This window comes from Bacillus sp. z33, from assembly GCF_058313615.1.
The window spans coordinates 228160-246666 of the sequence record NZ_JBZFQN010000001.1; the positions used below are offsets into that span (position 1 = coordinate 228160).

The window sequence follows — 18507 nt, forward strand, 5'->3', positions numbered from 1 at the left end:
ATAGCCTTACTCCTCCCGGAGACAAATTTTAAATGGTGTCATTTTAGTCCTATACCATATAACAGGAGCTGAACGATGGTCGAATTCAGTATAAATCTGGCATCCTTCTAATGATAAAAATTGTGGATATTCATTCATTATTCGATGCAGAAGGATTTCACGTTCATCCGATAATGTCTCTAATTTCCGTGTTGGTGATAGGATTCTGAGAGGTTTCTTATCAAATAACATCCATAAATCAAGTGTTTCACTTTCTTCAAACCATTGGTCCTGTACGTCCATTGGCATATCCGCTAAATCAGCAAGTGAAAACTCTCCAAATTGCTGTAAGTGTTCAAATACATCTTTCCATGCTTTTATGATGGAAGACCAGTCTGTCACACGCTTTGTAAACTCTTCTTCGTCATCCTCATCCGGATTTGTATCTTCTATTTGCAGAACATTTGCCTGTTCCTGTTCCATCCAAATCCAATCAAGCGGGAGAATGAATTCATTTCTTGGAGAAAATAAAGGTCCAATCATGTTTTCGACTAAGTCAAAATCCTTGATTCCCTCTTTCATAATCCAATTTTCATAAATATGCTCCCGGAATGAAACAAGGCTGTTTTCCCAGAATAAAGATGGGTTCTCTGCTTTTAACTTCATTTCATACGAAATATTTTGGATAACCAATTTGGCAAACCGGTCATGCAGCTGTCTGGTGTGTTCAATTTTTTCATGAAGTACGAGTAATTCCTTTTGAACAAGGCCATTCTCTTCAGTCCATTTTGCCTTTTCAATCATAGAGGAAATGGTACGGAAATGATTTTTCTCTTCTTCAAATTGTTCCTCAATCTCCCAGCGATTTTCCTCCCTTTGGTGTTCTTGCTCTACAAGAAGAATCTTGGGATTGTTGACCATCTCTTTTTGAAAGGTATATTCCTTCGTCATCAGACGATTCACCCTGGAAATCAGATGGTCCAGATTCCGTGTGGCTTTTTTGAAATTCCCATTTTTAATCAGCTGCATGCTGTACAGCTGTTCGATCGTAATCGAGAACTCTTCTGCCATCTCCCGGCTCATGAATATCATTTCTTGTGCGACATCGGTTAATTTATAGACAATGGATCCACCCATTTCCAGGTTAGTATACAGTTCGTCCATTGTTACATAACGAAAGGTTTGAGTATCCCAAGCCTGTTTGATTTCATCAAAATATACCGATTCAAATGGTTTGCTGTATTCTTCCTTCCCTTGAAATAGGAGACCGTTCGTAATCCGCTCCACTTGCTTTTCATCAGCCGTTAGCTTCATCTGTTTGATGCTATCCTCGACCATATGTAAAATATCCATTTTTCTTCGGCCGTCATCATCATTCAATTCACGATAGAAAATAGTCAATAAAACTTGCATTAAAATAGTCTGTATATAGGGCTTCAGTTCGCCGATTTCCATTCCTTTCCCCAGTTCGAACAAAGGATTTAATCGCTTCATCCTTTGGGCAAAGCCCTCCCACGATTCATTCACGTCCATCGCCTCCAAGTTTCAATCGTTAAGACCTCCTGCGGAATCCGTTTTTGGTCAGCCCATAACTCAGTTAAGCTCCTCTGTTCCTCTTCCGTAAACCAAGAAATGAATCGGTCCCTGTGTCCTTCATTACGTACTTGCTCTGTTTCCAAATTGGCCAGTTCTTTGCATTCAAGCATTTTCCGATATATTTTTAAAGCAGGCTGAATGGTACACTCCTGATATTTATCTATTAATCTCATGCAAATACTGTAACCCTCTGCATCCAGGTCACCCGCATAATAAAATAAATAGGAATCCTCTGGGAAAAGTTTAAAGAAAAAGGAGAAGCTTCTTTCAATCTTTTTGCCCTCACCATAAATAATCAGTTCCGGTTCATAATCCAAAAGGTCTTTTTCCAGTAATTGAACGCAAGTTTGGAAGAAGGATAGATTCTCAACAATCAACACACGTTTTATATCCGCCATCTGAACCCCTGTTTTCATCCAAAAGACAAACGGTTCTCCCATCCTTGTGCTCTTTAATTCTTCCATAGAAACTCCGATTCTTTGTAAAAATCCTTTTCCTTCTGGAAACATTTCATTGTCTGTTAGGAATTTTTCATGTCCGAAAAGCTCAAGGCTCCGCTCCTCCAAGGAGACGATTTGCCTAGTGTGACTGCTTTTTAGAAAAGTGTAGAGGTGTTTGATTCTTATCCATTCCTCTTCTGTTTGCCACTCCGGATGTCTTTCGTAAAAAGAAAAATCGAATTGATCATTCAGCTTAAGCATTTCAAGACGATCCCATCTGGTGATTTCCTTTTTAATCGTAACCCAATAAAATAATGGCAACGCTGGATAACGGCCATTTGTTTGTTTATTTAAGATAGGGGTAAGTACATTCTCCTCTACGAGTTTTTCTATAACACCGTGAAACAATGTATACCCATCCATATCAAAATAATCCTCTATATGTATTCTTAATTGACTCTCCAAGTCATTTATATTGATCTTTTTCTTTTGGTTGGGATGCTGTATATCTTCAATAAATTGCCTTACTCTCACTTCAACCTTATTAATAACTGCCACCTTCTTCATACATCATCTTACTTTAAGGATTATATCAAACGGATCATTATATGAATATCTTATTTTCCTAATGGAGAATTTTGTCGATAGTCCTCTTATTATACACAAAAATGTTGGTATACCGGCTTAAAATAGTGAAAAAACAAAAATTAAAAAAGCATCAGTCCACCCATTTTCAGAGGGTAAACTGATGCTTATTGGTTAAGATTAGACCATCACTTTGCAAATATTATTTGTAAATTCTACAGGGTCATTGATTGGCAGACCTTCTATTAATAAGGCTTGGTTATACAAGAGCTCTGTATATAGGTCCAGTTTAGCCTTATCTTGTTCATAAGCAGCTTTTAAAGAGTGGAAGACTTCATGCGTAGTATTAATTTCAAGTACTTTATCAGCCTTCACATTTTGATTATCCGGCATAGCATTTAAGATTTTTTCCATCTCAATCGTGATTTCTCCATCAGCGGATAGGCAAACAGGATGTGTTTTTAGACGTTTGGATGCTCTGACATCTTTTACCTTGTTTGCAAGCAAGTCCTTCATATAATTGAATAACTCAGCATTTTCTTCCTTATTATCTTCCTTTTCCTCAGAAGAATCGCTATCAAATCCAAGATCTCCACTGGAGACAGATTTAAATTCTTTTTCTTTATAATTCATGAGCATCTTAATTGCGAATTCATCAATATCTTCAGTGAAGTAGAGAATCTCATACCCTTTATCTAGTACAACCTCAGTTTGAGGAAGTTTTTCAATTCTTTCATAAGAATCACCTGTTGCGTAGTAGATGTATTTTTGGTCTTCAGGCATTCTTGAAACATACTCATCAAGTGTCACTAATTTATTCTCTTTGGAAGAGTGGAACATGAGTAAATCTTGTAAAGCATCTTTATTTGCTCCAAAATCACTGTACACACCAAATTTGATTTGACGGCCAAAAGCATTGTAGAATGACTCATATTTTTCACGGTCATTTTTCAATAGGGATTGAAGCTCGCTTTTAATTTTTTTCGAAAGGTTTTTCGCAATCAGCTTCAGTTGACGATCATGCTGCAGCATTTCTCTGGAGATGTTCAGAGATAAATCTTCTGAGTCAACCATTCCTTTCACAAAGCTGAAATGGTCCGGCAATAAATCAGCACATTTCTCCATGATGAGCACGCCATTAGAATACAACTCAAGACCCTTTTCAAATTCTTTTGAATAATAATCAAACGGAATATTTTCAGGGATGAAAAGAATTGCATTATAACGAATCGTTCCATCTACATTGATATGCAAGTGTTTAAGTGGCTTATCAAAACCGTAATGCTTCTCATGGTAGAAGCTTTCATAGTCCTCTTCCGTTAGTTCACTTCTATTCTTTTTCCAAATTGGCACCATGCTATTGATGGTCTGTTCTTCGATGACATTTTCAAATTCATCTTCGCTGCCTTCGATTGGGCGTTTTTCCACACTATCCATTTTGATTGGATAACGGATAAAATCAGAATATTTCTTGATAATGGATTTTAATTTAAATTCATCTAAATATTGATCGAAATCTTCTTCTTCGGAATTCTCTTTAATCGTAAGGATGATTTCAGTACCGACTGTTTCTTTTTCGCATGGAACGATTGTGTATCCTTCTGTTCCTTCTGATTCCCATTTATAGGCGGTATCCGAACCAAGAGCTTTACTGATCACGGTTACTTGATCCGCTACCATAAACGCCGCATAAAATCCGACACCGAATTGACCTATAATATCGTGGCCATCTTTTGATTCATTTTCATTTTTAAATGCTAAAGAACCACTTTTGGCAATTGTACCGAGATTATTTTCTAACTCTTCCTTTGTCATCCCAATACCTGTATCCAAGATAGTTAAGGTTCTATTATCTTTATCTGCACTTACTTTTATGTAATAACTCTCTTTATTAAAAGTTAAGGACTCGTCGGTTAATGCCTTATAGTAAAGTTTGTCAATCGCATCGCTGGCATTTGAAATAAGCTCACGCAAAAATACCTCGCGCTGGGAATAAATTGAGTTAATCATCATTTCAAGTAATCGTTTGGATTCGGCTTTAAATTGCTGTTTTTCCATATTCGTCTTTTCCCCTCCATCGTGTTTCTGTAAAGAAAGAATCTTTGGCAATTAGCACTCATGATTAACGAGTGCTAATTACATCTATTTTTAATTATTCACAATTTTAATATGGTGTCAATATTTGTAGGAAAACTTATTAGTTTAAAAGTACGTTTTGAAGTAATTTGCTTAGAAAATCAACTTTTTGAAATGCATATTTTATTGTCTTTCAGCAGATAGTAGTAGTGAATTTTATTGGAGGAGTGATGATATGCCAAATTTAAATGAATTAGAACTTCAGAACCTGCGTCATATGATCGGTTCACACGCGACCCTGGCTACCAAGCTGGATTATTATGCACAGCAATGTACAGACCCTGAAATCATCCAGCAATTACGGAAAGATGCTCAGGACGCAAGAACTCATAAAGAAGATTTAATGAAATTTTTATAAGCGGGAGGTTTAGTCATGCAGGAAAAAGATATGATCAATGATTATTTATCTGGATTAAACAGCAGTCTCACAGGTTATGCGTCTATTATTGCACAGACCGAAAATCAGGAACTAAGACAAAAGGTTCAAGACATGAGAAACCAGGATGAACAAAGACAATATGAAGTCTATTTACTAGCCAAGCAAAGAGGCTATTATAAACCAGCACAACCTGCAACTGAGGACGAAATCATGACCGTTAAGAACGAGCTATCACAAGGATAACAAACAGGACAATACCTGACCCCTCTCCTTGACAGGGTGGGGGTCGCTGGTTCGAACCCAGTCGGGATCATATGATAAGTCATCCTTTGTTTTCTAGTTGTTTCATCAAGATAATCCTATATTCATTTTTATGACTAACGTATGGTTTGTTAATTCCACCAACCTATTTTGGAGAACTTTATAGGCCAGTATTATTTTTTCTTCGCTTGCAGTTCTTACAATATTTCACTAAAGATAAATCCTATAATTCCCCCTAAGATTGGTCCGATAACAAAATTAAACCTCAAAAACGGTTCCCTTTTCCTAATTAAAAATAGTAGGACCGTTGGCCCTACTATACAACCTCTTATATTTTATTATGCTGCATACTTACCTTTATCTTCGAAATACTGTCTATCTATCATGCCCTTCATTCTGAAAAGGTCAATCCATAGAATGATAGAAAGCGTACAGATAGAAGCCAGCCAATACCAGAAAATATAATGTACTCTTTCTTTTACATACATCTTATGAGCACCGATTGATCCGAAAAATAACCATAATAATAATGCTACACCAAACGATTTTCTTTGAACTTGCATTATGATTCCTCTTTCCTATAAAAACTATAATTGCAGACAAAAAATATTCTCGCCTAATTGATTATAAACCATAAAATGGTATTGTATACCTATTTTTTCACAAAATAGGATTAAATTTCTACATTTGTAAGAAATTGTTCCGGTTTCTTCATACTTTAAGCAATATTCTGTTCTTTGATGGATAGAGGGTAAGTTCGTGAGAGTATGGACAAAAGTTTGAATATATTACGGTTTGATATAAAAATGTTACACGTGAAGAACCATTATTCACAGGACAATGTTAGCGATATGTATCTATAGTGATTAAGGAAATATCACCATTTGGTTATACACTTTACCTGTGTAGAATGTTTGTCACCTCACATGTACTGCTAACCAGTACATTGATATACATTGTACTTCTGTTATATGGTGATGCACGCTTTATATTGATTGCTTTTTGAGAGTGATCAATAATCAAATGCCTGAAGTATATGAGTCGTATGGCACCTCAACTATTAACTTAATAATTCATAAACATAATTGTTCCTTTAGTTATTTAACTCCAAGATGTAATTTGTATTCATCTATATCAAATTCATCTTTAATATTTAAAGCATTCTTTATCGAACTAATTTTTGTATAATCATCATCGTTTTTTAATATATTTGTATAAAAAGATATTGTAAATAAGTGCTTGATAGCCAACTGATCTTTAAGATCACTTAGCAAGTTACAAAATTCATTAAAATTCAGATGAATCATATTGTTGATTAAACTTTCCTCTTCTTCATTAAGATTTAATCTTTTCGTTATATTGCTCTGCATTTCAATAACATTGTTTATTCCTTTTTTATCTTTATTATCAAAAATTCCAACATGATACAGGAGAGGTATGGTTAGAATTGAATAATATCGATCTAAAACCGCCAATTTTTGAATTATCGGTATAATGGTTCCTCGAATCTTAAATTTTTCAATCGCTAGATTGCCTAACTTCGAAGTAAAGGTTCTATTTGCTAAAGCTGCGATTGGCATATTGACCCCAGGTACTATTAATTTCAATAAAGTTTTTTCAGTGATTTTTTGAGCCAGTTTTTGGCCTCCAACTCTTTTCGCCATATTTTGTATCCCAGTTCGAATGCCTGATCTCAAAGCTTTTCTTCCTAAATATTCCGTAGTTTGAGGTCCTGCTTTTAAAACTAAATTGCTGACATCATCCCAAACATTCACACCTAAAGCAAACCAAAATAAAGTTATTATATCTTCCGGATCTTCTCTGTCCAATTCAGCATCTAATAAAATAGAAACTTCATATACTAATTTCAATTGCAAATATGTAATAAAAGAAATTTCACCTATTAACGATGCTCCTGCAACTGTAAGAGACCAACCTCCGGTAACTACAGTTGATAACTCCGCTGTAGATACGACACCTGCAGCAGATGCTCCTACAATAGCAGTATAATTTGATGTTGTCTTAACAAGTTTTTTAGCCTTTTGTTCATTACTTAGGCCAATGTATTTCCTTTTGAAAAATTTCGCATCTAATTTATGAGGTGTTTCATTCAAAACCATTTGCAACACTTTTGTAAACCAAGTTCCTTCCTGTATGTGCTTAACAGGATCATCCTTGAAAAGATCTCTGAATTCTTCTACTTGATTTTTTACATCTTGAAGTTCTTTTTTATCCATTAAATAACACTTCCATACTATTTTTTACTTATTTATTAAACTCAGCTAACTTAATTGGTTAGCTTAATTACAGTTCTACAATCGTGTACACATAGCCAATTGTAGTTATGAATTTATACATATCTTCTGTAGTAATAAATAAAGTTTTAGAATTGTCATTAGGATGGAATGTCATCAATTTTTCTGAGAGCATCTCTTTATCTAGATAAACTTTTATATCGTGTCCCTCATTATTTAGTAATCCAAAAATAGAAACACTACCAGGAGATAAAGACATTTTTTTCATTAATCTTTGAGGTGAAGCTAAGCTTATCCGTTTTTCATTGAGTATCGTAGCAAGATGATCCATATCAAGACGCTTTGCTCCATTCATTATAACTAAATAAAACGCATCTTTTTTTTTGTTGGTAAGGAAGAGCGTTTTAGTGCGTACCCCTTCTTTTCCATCAATATATTTGTCTGCTTCAGCTGTTGTCCAAGCAGGAGGGTGTTCAACTACTTCAAATGGAATATTCATTTTAGTTAAGGTATTATATACAATCTGATATTGTTCCATAAAGAATAGGCCTCCATCATTAGAGTTCTGAATATTTTTATTATACTAAAATATTTTATCATAAAATCCTGAATTATTTGCCTTCGATAAATCATTCAAAAGGGATTTATTCTACTTTCACCGATTTAACCAACACCTCACTTTATAGAACCCGCCGTCTGAATAAATGGATAAAATCCATTGAATGTATGATTGATGGTTACTCCCTCCGTAAGTCAGCCGAGATGGTCAAAGGGGTAACCCACGTTACGCTGTTTTACTGGAGACATAAACTATTATCAGCCCTGAAACAAATTGAAGTAGAAAATTTTCAAGGTATCGTTGAAATGGACGAGACCTATTTCCTGTACTCTGAAAAAGGGCAGAAGAAAATTGCTGGCAGAAAATCTCGTAAACGTGGTGGAAAAGCCATAAAGCGTGGCATCAGCAATGAGCAGGTCTGTGTATTAGTAGCTAGAGACCGTGACAAAAATACAGTTTCGACAACCCTTGGTGTAGGCAGAATAAAAAAGAGCAATTGGATAAAGCCATTGGTCAAAAACTGTCATCCCAAAATGTGTTATGTACAGACTCTTGGCGAGCGTTCAGAACCTACGCTACTGACAAAGGAATGACCATTTATCAATTCAAATCAGATGGTAAAGTCCGCACAAAGGGTCTTTATCATATCCAAAACGTCAACAGTTATCACAGCAGACTTAAAGGATGGATACAGCGTTTTAACGGGGTGGCAACCAAATATCTTGATAATTACCTTGCGTGGTTCCAGGTGCTTGAGAGCATCCAGCACCAACTGAACGAAGTGACAGTTAATGATATGATAATTAAAAGGTATTTAATTCCAATCGTTGAAACATATGATAAACTTAGGTTATCTAAGTTCGTGAAATAAAGATATGTATTGAAGGTACACCTTTTGATTGTGATGAAAGGAAGGAAATTGTTTTGAAGAAGGTTAAAATCAATCCATTGATTATATTCGCTTTAATAGCGAGTTCTATCTCAATGGCAATATATGCTTATGGAAATTTTAATAACCAAGAAATAACATATGGAGTAGTTTTCACTGTTTTATTTTTCCTGTTTATTGGAATGGTTTTTTATAGTGTTGTAAGAAATAAGAAAATCAATTATGAAGATAATAAATCAAATGAATTCTCTTAAGAATTAGTTTATGAACCACTTAAGGACTTCCAAATATAAGGAAGTCTTTTCTTAAATGTTAAATATCAACATATAAATTTAACAAAGGCAAATAATAAAGACTCAGCTAACCAATAGACCATAACAAAAGAAACTGCAATCTGATGCGAACCCTGGAAGTTAGATTGGACACTAACTGGGGTTCAGTACAGATCGCAGTTCCCTTACTTTTATCAAAGATAAGCTGCTAGCAAATCTTTAGAATCTATTAGCCATATAGTATTGTTAGCTTATTTTAGCTACCGATTAATCAGATATATAAAAGCTAGTACTACAATTAATAATGCAAAACGGTCAACAATAAAGAATGAGATGGCAGAAATAAGACCAAAACTTGTAACATTGAACCGAAAACAACATGAAATAAAAAGGAAGTAATTTCACGAATCACCCCTTTTTTTGTTCTTTAATCTTATTTCAATTAATAGCATCGGCTCTTTGACTTATCAGCAACCTCAAAAAAAACAAGACTGCATAAAGAACAGATTCCTCTCCCTTCATAACAAATCTTGGTTTTATAATCTATTTCTATCATTATCCAGCCATCGTCAACTTGCCTTTCCTTTTCCATCCATATGCGAGCAATACCGTAATAAGAAGGATAGCGAAGCCCATGACAAATGGATAGATGATGTTAATATCATACAAAGAGCCTGCTACGGTTGGCCCTAGCACGTTCCCGATGCTCATATATGCATTATTCATCCCCATCGCAAATCCTTGTTCCTCCCCCGCCATTTTCGAAATCAGTGTGTTCAAGACTGGTCTCAAGATACTTGTTCCTAAGAAAATAATCAATGTAATGCCAAAGAAAGCGACATAGCTTCCAGCGAAAATCGATAATAAATAGCCCATTGCCGTCAATAAGATGAAAAAGATTAATACAGAGCTCTCACCATATTTATCGACGATTTTATCAACAATAAATAACTGGGCGATTACACTGACAATTCCCGTTGCGGTAATCATATTGGCAATATCCTGCGGGCTTGCTCCAAACTGATCGTTGACGAACAAACCAAGTACAGACTCATAAGCCATCAGGCCAAGGCTCATGATGAGCGTAATAAGCAAGACGATGAAATACGGCTTTTTCACGGAATTCATGAGACTACTAAGGAAAGGCTCTCCTTCCATTTGTGCCCCTTCCCTATCCACTTCTGGCCTGCTTTCTTTTAACACTAGAACTGAAAAACAAACCGCCGCAAAAGCGACAATTGCCGATACCAAAAGCGGCAGCTTCAAATCAATCTCAGCTAAGTATCCCCCAATCCCGGGTCCGACCACGATTCCAAGGGACATAGCCGCGGAAATGAGGCTGTTCCCCTTTGCCCTTTGCTCAAAGGTTGTAATATCCGCCACATAGGCAAATATGGCCGGTACCAACAATGCTGCTCCAGCTCCGCCTAGCAGTCTAGATAAATAAAGAATCCAAATAGAATTGGACAAATAAAATACGAGTGCTGAAAGTGAAAGGCCAATTAGGCCATATATAATCATCTTTCGCCTTCCATATTGGTCTGCCCATCGTCCTGCAATGGGAGACATAACGAGCTGGGCGCCCGCGAATACGGCAATCAACAGTCCTGCCGCGGTACCGCCCTCCCCGATTGAAGCCAAATAATCCGGTAAAATCGGAATCACAATCCCGAAGCTGCCAATGGCAATGAACATATTGACCATTAGGATCAGCATTTTTTTATTTAAGATTTTCACGTTAAGCTACGTTCCTCCCCCTTGACAATTTACATCGTACGCTGGCTGGCTGCATAAACTTCAATAACAACGGCCATACGACCATTCTATCTTCCTGTATACCATTCTGGCAATTGATGGGTATCAGCGGAGAGGGATACCTTCATAATACGAGAAGATAATTGTTGGATATTTTCTTAATGATGATTTTTTCTGTAAAAAATGTTGCATTGACTAATTGCTCTTATCTGCATTAGAAAAAGAAATTCTAAGTATAAAATTAAATTGCACTACCATTGTTTTAAAAAGAGAATTGATGCAAAAATTATTTTTCAATATGTATAACCTGAAGATCTCATATAAATAAATCCTTTACCAGTAATCCCCATTATACTCGCAGCACAATTTAAGCTATCCAAAAGTTTAGGGTACTTTAAATATACTGGATAAATTTCTTTCCAAAAAAATAAACTACAAATACGACCTAAATAAAATTGTCACTGATGTTGATAAAAGCTAATTCATAGTATTTACATAGAAATTATTGTATATTTAACGAAATAACTTATATAGGAGGATATACGCATGCAAACAATCCCGATTATTGTTTCTACCGAATGGCTATCAAATCGACTGGATGATCCTAAATTGAGATTAATAGACGCTACAACACTGATGAAACCGCTAGATGATGGCAGTATCACCCTTTCATCCGGTAAGGAATCATATGAACATAGACATATACCTGGGGCTGTTTATGCAGATTTAATAAATGAACTGTCAGATTCGGCTTCTGATTTACCGTTCACTGTTCCTGATAGAGATTATTTTATCGAGAAGGTTTCAGAATTGGGTATTGGCAATGAGGATACATACACCGTAATTTATGACCGTGGGGCGGTTGTTGGAGCACCATTCTTTGCTCCGTACTGGGCTTCTCGATTAAGATGGCAGCTGAAATATGAAGGTTTGGATAATATTGCAATTTTAGATGGTGGGTTACCCAAATGGATTGAAGAAGATCGACCGACATCAACTGAAAAGGCATTCTACCCTAGAGCCTCGTTCATAGGCAGCAGAAGAGAGGATTTATTGGTAACGATGGAAGAGGTTTTGAAATCAGTGAATGATGATTCTTTTATACTAATCAATAGTCTGTCTCCTGAAGATTTTCGCGGTGAAACCAATAGCTATCCGAGAAAAGGCCATATACCAGGCAGTGCTAATGTATTCTTTGGCTGCCATACTGATTCTGTATCTAAAAATATTCTTACAGATGAAGAATTGAGGGAAAACTTTGCGAATACAGGTGTCTTTGATCCCGACAAAAAAGTGATTACCTATTGCGGTGGCGGAATAGCAGCTACTTGGAATGCTTTGATACTTGAAAAACTAGGTGTGCAAAATGTTGCCGTGTATGACGGTTCTATGAACGAATGGGCATCTAAACCTGATTTACCTTTAGTTACAGGGAGTAAATGATCGATTACAAAGGCTGTTTTCTTAAAGATTGTTGCTAATGAAAGCAAAATAGACAGCTTTTTTGCTGTCTATTTTGTACATCTAAAGCCCTCGACAGTTTAAGTAGAGGACTTCACACTCATTAAACTCAATCCGTAACTATGTTGTACATGCAAAAAAACGCCTTTTTATTTAAGAAAAGCTGCCGACGGTTGAACAATGACTATGCGTTAGATCAATCTGCAAATACGTTCTGATATATGACTAACACACCTGTTTACCATCCATAAAGTAGGAAAATCACCCGCTTCGCCATAGAGAATGAAAAGGGTTTCCGTCAATACTGCTTCTACGGCTGGGTGAGGAAGCTCGTTGAATTAGGGTGTTTTAGGACCAATCAACGCCACCCCAAGAGGATTGCAACTTACGCAACAATACAATTTGGCCGAGATGATACGTATCGTGCATCATGATATTGCTGAGTAAGCGTTCAATAGAGGACCTGTTATCTGCATAAGGAGCTTTTAACTTTTCATCGTCAAGGTCCGCAATGACCGTTTTTAATTTATCCATGACTTCATTAAGGCTTTGCACTGTCTGGGCCCACCCAATTTCGTCTGCAGGGTCCCCAGGATTTCCAAAGGTTTCTTCATTGTTTTCTGCCTTATGCGGATTCTCTGTTCCCTTAATTCGATGGATCACATCTTCATTCCAAAATATCAAGTGGTTGACAATCTGCCATATCGAATTGCTGATTCCCGAACTTGTCCATGCCGCCTCAGATGCGGTGACTCCTTAAAGTGCCTGATTCATGGAAGCAAACCATTCATTTTCATGGCAATGCATGTCGAGTTGTTCCAATAACATTTTGGTTACAACTTGCATACTACCAATCTCCTCTCTGTTTAGGGAACCTTTGTTCATCACGGTAATAAAATTTTACCTGATAAATAAGTAGAAAGGCATAATTCTCGTCCAAGCCATTTCTACCTATTCAATATGAGGTATTATTCTATGATTCTTTCAATAATCGTAGCGTTCGCCATTCCCGCTCCTTCACAAATAGCCTGTAAACCATACTGACCCTCTATCCGTTCCAGTTCATGCATTAATGTAATCATGACGCGAGCACCACTCGCCCCTAATGGATGACCAAGAGCAATAGCTCCTCCATTAACATTTAATTTTTCCGGGTCAGCCCCGAGTTCCTCCATCCAGCATAAAGGAACAGGCGCAAATGCTTCATTCACTTCGTATAAGTCCATTTCTTCAATGCTCAGTCCTGCTTTTTTTAATACCATACGTGATGCTTCAATCGGACCTGTCAGCATTAAGGTAGGATCAGAGCCAACTACTGTTCGAGAAATAATTTTAAAGCGCGGCTTTAATCCTAATTCGAGCGCTTTTTCTTTTGACATTATTAGCATAACTGCAGCACCATCACTCATTTGGCTGGCGTTACCAGCATGAATGACTCCGTTTTCTTTAAACACGGTTGGCAATGTTGCTAGTTTCTCCAAGGAGGATTCCCGTCGAGGACCTTCATCCTGGGTAATCACAGTTCTAGTCCCATCATCATTCGCTACTTCTACTGGCATAATTTCTCGTTCAAAACGACCTTCATCCTGTGCTCTTACAGCCCTTTGATGACTTTTCATAGAGAACTCATCCAATTGACTTCGGCAGAATCCCCATTTTTCCGCTATTCTCTCTGCAGATAATCCCTGGTTAATTAGTTCATAACGTGAAGATAGTTCTTCACTTGGTTTAGCATGTAACCTATTTGAACCCATTGGCACGCGTGTCATACTTTCAACTCCACCTGCAATTACAATATCCATATCCCCGCTTAAAATAGCCTGTGCAGCAAAATGAACTGCCTGTTGACTTGAACCGCATTGACGATCAATTGTTGTGGCCGGTACATGAATGGGAAAATCGGCCATCAGTACAGCTGACCGAGCAATGTTAATGGATTGTTCTTCAACCTGAGATACACAGCCGATAATAACATCTTCCACCAAACCACTTGAAATCCCGGATTTCTCAACAAGTTTACGTAAAACTCCAGCAAGTAAATCATCGGGCCGAACGGAGCTGAATACTCCATTTCTTTTCCCTACCGGCGTTCTTACCGCTTCCACTATAACTGCTTCTCTCACTAAAATTTCCCCCTTTGAATTCCTCTTTGAAATAAATTTCCAGCATTGATTATTAGTGATTTCATGTTATACCCTTGATACTTGAACAGAAGATAATGTGTAGATGGCTTCCTTATATTCTTCTTGCAAGCTTTTAACAATAGATTCTATTGGTTGAATATTCTTAATGGACCCTACACCTTGACCAGCGGACCAAATATCTTTCCAGGCTTTTGCTTCATTTTGTTTTAGAGCCACATTCATTTCGCTTTTTACCGGTAGGTTTGCAGGGTCCAGTCCAGCTCTTTTGATACTTGGGGTAAGATAATTGGCATTCACACCACTAAAGGTATCCGTATAAATAATATCGTTAGCATTCGATTCAATTAACATTTCTTTATATCCTTCTTTAGTAACCGCTTCCAATGATGCGATAAATCGCGTTCCCATATAAACAAAATCTGCCCCAAGCGCTTGTGCAGCAGCAATTTCTTGTCCATTAGAAATACTTCCCGCCAAAATAATCATTCCAGCCCAAAATTGTCGTACTTCAGCTATAAAGGCAAATGGATTCAATGTCCCTCCATGACCTCCTGCACCGTTGCAAACAAGGATTAATCCATCTACTCCAGCCTCTGCTGCTTTTTTCGCATGTTTAATGCTTATTACATCAGAAAATACGAGCCCTTCATATTCATGAACAATCTTAACTTCATTTACCGGTTTTCCAAGCGACGTAATTACTATAGGAGGTTGATATTTCTTAATTAACGCTAAATCACTTTCATAACGATGATTAGTAGAGTGGACGATTAAGTTAACACCCCAAGGTGCAATGGTTTTGTCTGAATTTTCTTTCTGCATTTGTGCATGTCTATCCTTTATTTCTTGAAACCATTCCTCCAATTGTTCCTCAGTTCGGGCATTTAAAGTTGGGAATGTACCTATTACCCCAGCTTTACAACTTGCCAGTACCATTTCTGGAGTAGAAATAATAAACATTGGTGAAACAATAATCGGTAAAACAGTTTGCTTCGCTAATTTTTTTACTCTGCTTTCTCTCATTCTTTCTCCACCTTCCCTATTTTAAAGCCACAATAAACTATCATATTCCGAATTTACAAATTCATATCTCTGTTTTGTAGTGAAAGAGTATCATCTTGTCGTTTATTTGATATATCGAGAGAAAAGACTATGTAGAGCTTTAATAGAATCTGTATACTGGCAATTCATCAATATCTGCAATTAAAGAATCTTCTTTAACACCTATATCCGTAATTATATTAAATATTTCATTGGAATAAGTTGGCCTTTATTCAAATGCATTTTGCATAAAACGCCCCCCTATCCAATTCCTGAACGAGATAAACTCTCTTTCAAACTAACGCATTAAAATCCCCTTCTCTCCAATCAGCTAAACCTGTAATTCTTACAATAAGATTTTAGAGCTAAAAAAATCTCTTCTTACAGTACTTTTTCAACATCAAGTTAGATATTTCCTTTAAATTGACCAGAAATTGCTTATGGTTTTCTGGTTAATTGTCCATTCATGTTAATCATAGAGAATAAAAAGAAGACTCCATTAGGAGAAAATCTTCCTGATGAAGTCTTCTATATGAACTAAACCGTTGCAGTTAGCAATAGATTATAAATGATTAAAACCTAGTCCTAATGTTTCTTGTTCAATCCCTTTTTCCAGTGAACCTGCACGTCCATAAATGCAAACACCAATCCAATCATTGACTGTACTTATTTTTTTATTTCTATTTTTTCCTCTTACTACGCTATAGGTCAAGTCGACTTTTTCAAGGAAATCACCTACTTGAATGGTTCCTTTGCCTACCCCTTTTACGGCCTCTAAAATGGTATGATATAACGTATTTCGTTCATTGTATGATTTAGAATTTATAATTCCGTTTGTTTTTGCACTTATTTCAATGACAGAAATAACTTTATTTAAGTCGATAGAACCTATACTACCTACTGTATACCGGTAATTCTCCTTATCTAGTTGATTTTTTATTATTTCACCGGCTTCATTATTATGTAAGAGGACCAGTAATGAAGTTAATTTGCCTACTGTAAAATCATGCTCCTGAATGATCATTGTTAGCACCCCTTTACTTCATTAAAAAGAGCTAGAAATTCTAAATAACAGTTTATCCTCACCTTATACTATTTATTCGTTTATAAAATTTTAGATAAAAAACAAAAAAATCTGAACCATGCTAAATGGTTGACTAATAAACTAAATCCACTAAAATAACCCTCTAATTACTGATCACTCTTAATACTTAGTGGTTTCATATGCGATGAACTTATTCTAACCAATATTTATTTCAATATTTACACATTTATGATTAAAAAATTAGTTGCAGGTATGTTTATCATCTTATTTTTGAGGGTGAATGATCTGTAGTATGAAATGGGGTGAGCATATAAAATGCTTAGCCTCTAAGGAGTATCTAAATTTAAAAAAATAACTTAATAACCCAAGCTATTATCTTATGCGTTTACTTTCATTTTCCATCGTTTCAACTGTGTTAAAAATTCTTGAGAAAACATCCAATATATTGGCTTCGTTGACCTTATCATTATAAAGACCATAATCCCACTGTAACTCCTCCTCGCCAGAACGGTAATATCCTGCTGCATAATATCCTGGTTGTGGGTTTGGAAATCTTTCAGGATCCGTATCATTCATATATGTATCTGGGGATTCAATAAAGAAGAAAGGGACAACAGCGTTTTGGTATAATTTTTGATAAGTTACTTCTGCTGCTTCAGTTGTATGCTGCTTCATAATAAAAATGGCATCATATTTGGAAGATAGACTACTTTGATTTAAATCTTTTAGTTCAATCTTTTTAAAATGAATGTGATCCTCGCGGACTTCTGGAATCTTACCGACAACACCTATTGTTAATTTTTCACCTTCATATATTGGGCTATCCTTCACTATATTGTTATCATTCATACATGCAGATAGTAGAAATAAAATCCATATTAAAACCAATACAGTATTTTTCTTCATTTAAGCCTCTCCAATCGGCAATCTTTCATCCATTCAACATAATTCCATTTCCCTTTTAGAAATCCTCCTAGAATGAAAAGTGAACTTACTAACTTTATAACCATCTCTTCATTCCGTTTCGAATATAGAAAGTTTATGCTGAGTACGCAAAAACAGACTAATTCGCTATACAAATCAGTCTGTCATAAGTAAGCTCTATTTATTGTTTTTCTCTGCTATATTTTTTTTACAGGACCAAAATGATCTTCTAATGCAACCTGCAATATTCCGATGGAACGTTCCAATTCTATTTTCATTAACTTCCGGTAAATTTCTAATTCTTCTTTCCCTTTATCCGTTAAATAATAAATAAAGACTTCCTGGACATTCGCTTCCGGATCACCTAATATTTCCGTTCTCTTTTTTAAGAACCCAGCTTTATACAGTTCTTTATAGGTTTTATATATTTCCGTATGGGTTGGTGAATAACCGAATGGTTTAAATTTCTCTCTTAAATCATTTAACACCATTGAACCATAGTCCCTCGGATGAGAAGCAATTTCTAAAAGATAAAGCTTTAAAAACGCTTTTTGTTTTAATAAAAATCCTCTGTTCATCCCAATCACCTCTTACGTCAAACATCTTTTATTACTTCTATAGTAACAGATTTTCTCATTTCTTGATGGTTTTATGACTTTTCTTGGTGACGTGGATTTTTGAGATAAACAATGAAGATTTGGAACATAGTTTTTATAATTCTTATAAAGAGGTTTGAACTTAATTTAGTGATTTTGGTTCGAATTGGGTGATTTTACAATTTTATTG

General features: G+C 36.0%; 16 protein-coding genes and 2 pseudogenes. 5 read left to right on the forward strand and 13 right to left on the reverse strand.

All coding sequences use genetic code 11. From position 1 onward, the window contains the following. Positions 1–6: 6 nt before the first annotated feature. The 3 genes from AC4G3L_RS01130 to htpG form a co-directional block, all read right to left on the reverse strand. Entirely contained in the window at positions 7–1512 is a 1506-nt protein-coding gene (locus AC4G3L_RS01130; protein WP_491075142.1) for a hypothetical protein, read from the reverse strand. Then, positions 1503–2582, reverse strand: a complete 1080-nt coding sequence (locus tag AC4G3L_RS01135; protein WP_491075143.1) for a Wadjet anti-phage system protein JetD domain-containing protein — start codon at positions 2580–2582, stop codon at positions 1503–1505. Before AC4G3L_RS01135 ends, AC4G3L_RS01130 begins: the two co-directional genes overlap by 10 nt. A gap of 198 nt (positions 2583–2780) precedes the next feature. Then, the gene (htpG, locus tag AC4G3L_RS01140) at positions 2781–4658 is read right to left on the reverse strand and encodes a molecular chaperone HtpG (RefSeq protein ID WP_491075144.1); all 1878 of its coding nucleotides are present in this window, start codon (positions 4656–4658) and stop codon (positions 2781–2783) included. A 253-nt stretch (positions 4659–4911) separates the two neighbouring features. Here htpG and AC4G3L_RS01145 point away from each other — a divergent pair, with 253 nt between their 5' ends. Next, entirely contained in the window at positions 4912–5094 is a 183-nt protein-coding gene (locus tag AC4G3L_RS01145) for a hypothetical protein (RefSeq protein WP_491075145.1), read from the forward strand. A gap of 15 nt (positions 5095–5109) precedes the next feature. Then, the gene (locus tag AC4G3L_RS01150) at positions 5110–5358 is read left to right on the forward strand and encodes a spore coat protein (RefSeq protein WP_491075146.1); all 249 of its coding nucleotides are present in this window, start codon (positions 5110–5112) and stop codon (positions 5356–5358) included. A gap of 356 nt (positions 5359–5714) precedes the next feature. Here AC4G3L_RS01150 and AC4G3L_RS01155 read toward each other — a convergent pair whose 3' ends face one another. The 3 genes from AC4G3L_RS01155 to AC4G3L_RS01165 all read right to left on the reverse strand — a co-directional run bounded on the left by AC4G3L_RS01155 (position 5715) and on the right by AC4G3L_RS01165 (position 8169). Further along, positions 5715–5939, reverse strand: a complete 225-nt coding sequence (locus AC4G3L_RS01155; RefSeq protein WP_491075147.1) for an NINE protein — start codon at positions 5937–5939, stop codon at positions 5715–5717. Between the two features lie 534 nt (positions 5940–6473). Next, a complete protein-coding gene (locus AC4G3L_RS01160; protein WP_491075148.1) occupies positions 6474–7613 on the reverse strand; it encodes a hypothetical protein in 1140 nt (379 codons plus the stop codon). Between the two features lie 67 nt (positions 7614–7680). Next, complete coding sequence (locus AC4G3L_RS01165; protein ID WP_491075149.1) at positions 7681–8169, reverse strand: prolyl-tRNA synthetase associated domain-containing protein; 489 nt, start codon at positions 8167–8169, stop codon at positions 7681–7683. A 98-nt stretch (positions 8170–8267) separates the two neighbouring features. Here AC4G3L_RS01165 and AC4G3L_RS01170 point away from each other — a divergent pair. Continuing rightward, a pseudogene (locus AC4G3L_RS01170) lies at positions 8268–9061 on the forward strand (IS1595 family transposase); the annotation flags it as partial. Positions 9062–9114: 53 nt separating this feature from the next. Next, positions 9115–9333: a hypothetical protein gene (locus AC4G3L_RS01175; RefSeq protein WP_491075150.1), complete on the forward strand. Its 219-nt coding sequence runs from the start codon at positions 9115–9117 to the stop codon at positions 9331–9333. A 573-nt stretch (positions 9334–9906) separates the two neighbouring features. Here AC4G3L_RS01175 and AC4G3L_RS01180 read toward each other — a convergent pair. Beyond that, positions 9907–11067 carry an MFS transporter gene (locus AC4G3L_RS01180; RefSeq protein WP_491076215.1) on the reverse strand — a complete coding sequence of 387 codons (1161 nt, stop codon included), beginning with the start codon at positions 11065–11067 and terminating at the stop codon, positions 9907–9909. A 585-nt stretch (positions 11068–11652) separates the two neighbouring features. Between AC4G3L_RS01180 and AC4G3L_RS01185 the strand changes: the two genes are divergently transcribed. After that, the gene (locus AC4G3L_RS01185; protein WP_491075151.1) at positions 11653–12549 is read left to right on the forward strand and encodes a sulfurtransferase; all 897 of its coding nucleotides are present in this window, start codon (positions 11653–11655) and stop codon (positions 12547–12549) included. A 366-nt stretch (positions 12550–12915) separates the two neighbouring features. On the opposite strand, the pseudogene AC4G3L_RS01190 reads toward AC4G3L_RS01185, so the two are convergent. From AC4G3L_RS01190 to AC4G3L_RS01215, 6 genes and pseudogenes are all read right to left on the reverse strand, one after another. Further along, positions 12916–13308 (reverse strand): annotated as a pseudogene (locus AC4G3L_RS01190) (DinB family protein); the annotation flags it as partial. A gap of 227 nt (positions 13309–13535) precedes the next feature. Then, complete coding sequence (locus AC4G3L_RS01195; protein ID WP_491075152.1) at positions 13536–14690, reverse strand: thiolase family protein; 1155 nt, start codon at positions 14688–14690, stop codon at positions 13536–13538. A 66-nt stretch (positions 14691–14756) separates the two neighbouring features. Beyond that, positions 14757–15734 carry an NAD(P)H-dependent flavin oxidoreductase gene (locus AC4G3L_RS01200; protein WP_491075153.1) on the reverse strand — a complete coding sequence of 326 codons (978 nt, stop codon included), beginning with the start codon at positions 15732–15734 and terminating at the stop codon, positions 14757–14759. A 580-nt stretch (positions 15735–16314) separates the two neighbouring features. Further along, positions 16315–16776, reverse strand: coding sequence for a HutP family protein (locus AC4G3L_RS01205; protein WP_491075154.1), 462 nt, complete (start codon positions 16774–16776; stop codon positions 16315–16317). Positions 16777–17169: 393 nt separating this feature from the next. Beyond that, positions 17170–17703, reverse strand: coding sequence for a hypothetical protein (locus AC4G3L_RS01210; RefSeq protein WP_491075155.1), 534 nt, complete (start codon positions 17701–17703; stop codon positions 17170–17172). 215 nt (positions 17704–17918) lie between these two features. Continuing rightward, the gene (locus AC4G3L_RS01215; RefSeq protein WP_491075156.1) at positions 17919–18299 is read right to left on the reverse strand and encodes a Replication termination protein; all 381 of its coding nucleotides are present in this window, start codon (positions 18297–18299) and stop codon (positions 17919–17921) included. Positions 18300–18507: the final 208 nt, after the last annotated feature.

Bases quoted from the DNA above. Each gene is read 5' to 3' on its own strand.
- AC4G3L_RS01165 (WP_491075149.1), bottom strand. From the start codon at position 8,169: ATGGAACAATATCAGATTGTATATAATACCTTAACTAAAATGAATATT.
- AC4G3L_RS01155 (WP_491075147.1), bottom strand. From the start codon at position 5,939: ATGCAAGTTCAAAGAAAATCGTTTGGTGTAGCATTATTATTATGGTTA.
- htpG (WP_491075144.1), bottom strand. From the start codon at position 4,658: ATGGAAAAACAGCAATTTAAAGCCGAATCCAAACGATTACTTGAAATG.
- AC4G3L_RS01130 (WP_491075142.1), bottom strand. From the start codon at position 1,512: ATGGACGTGAATGAATCGTGGGAGGGCTTTGCCCAAAGGATGAAGCGA.
- AC4G3L_RS01135 (WP_491075143.1), bottom strand. From the start codon at position 2,582: ATGAAGAAGGTGGCAGTTATTAATAAGGTTGAAGTGAGAGTAAGGCAA.
- AC4G3L_RS01215 (WP_491075156.1), bottom strand. From the start codon at position 18,299: ATGAACAGAGGATTTTTATTAAAACAAAAAGCGTTTTTAAAGCTTTAT.
- AC4G3L_RS01160 (WP_491075148.1), bottom strand. From the start codon at position 7,613: ATGGATAAAAAAGAACTTCAAGATGTAAAAAATCAAGTAGAAGAATTC.
- AC4G3L_RS01145 (WP_491075145.1), top strand. From the start codon at position 4,912: ATGCCAAATTTAAATGAATTAGAACTTCAGAACCTGCGTCATATGATC.
- AC4G3L_RS01205 (WP_491075154.1), bottom strand. From the start codon at position 16,776: ATGATCATTCAGGAGCATGATTTTACAGTAGGCAAATTAACTTCATTA.
- AC4G3L_RS01200 (WP_491075153.1), bottom strand. From the start codon at position 15,734: ATGAGAGAAAGCAGAGTAAAAAAATTAGCGAAGCAAACTGTTTTACCG.
- AC4G3L_RS01210 (WP_491075155.1), bottom strand. From the start codon at position 17,703: ATGAAGAAAAATACTGTATTGGTTTTAATATGGATTTTATTTCTACTA.
- AC4G3L_RS01185 (WP_491075151.1), top strand. From the start codon at position 11,653: ATGCAAACAATCCCGATTATTGTTTCTACCGAATGGCTATCAAATCGA.
- AC4G3L_RS01180 (WP_491076215.1), bottom strand. From the start codon at position 11,067: ATGCTGATCCTAATGGTCAATATGTTCATTGCCATTGGCAGCTTCGGG.
- AC4G3L_RS01150 (WP_491075146.1), top strand. From the start codon at position 5,110: ATGCAGGAAAAAGATATGATCAATGATTATTTATCTGGATTAAACAGC.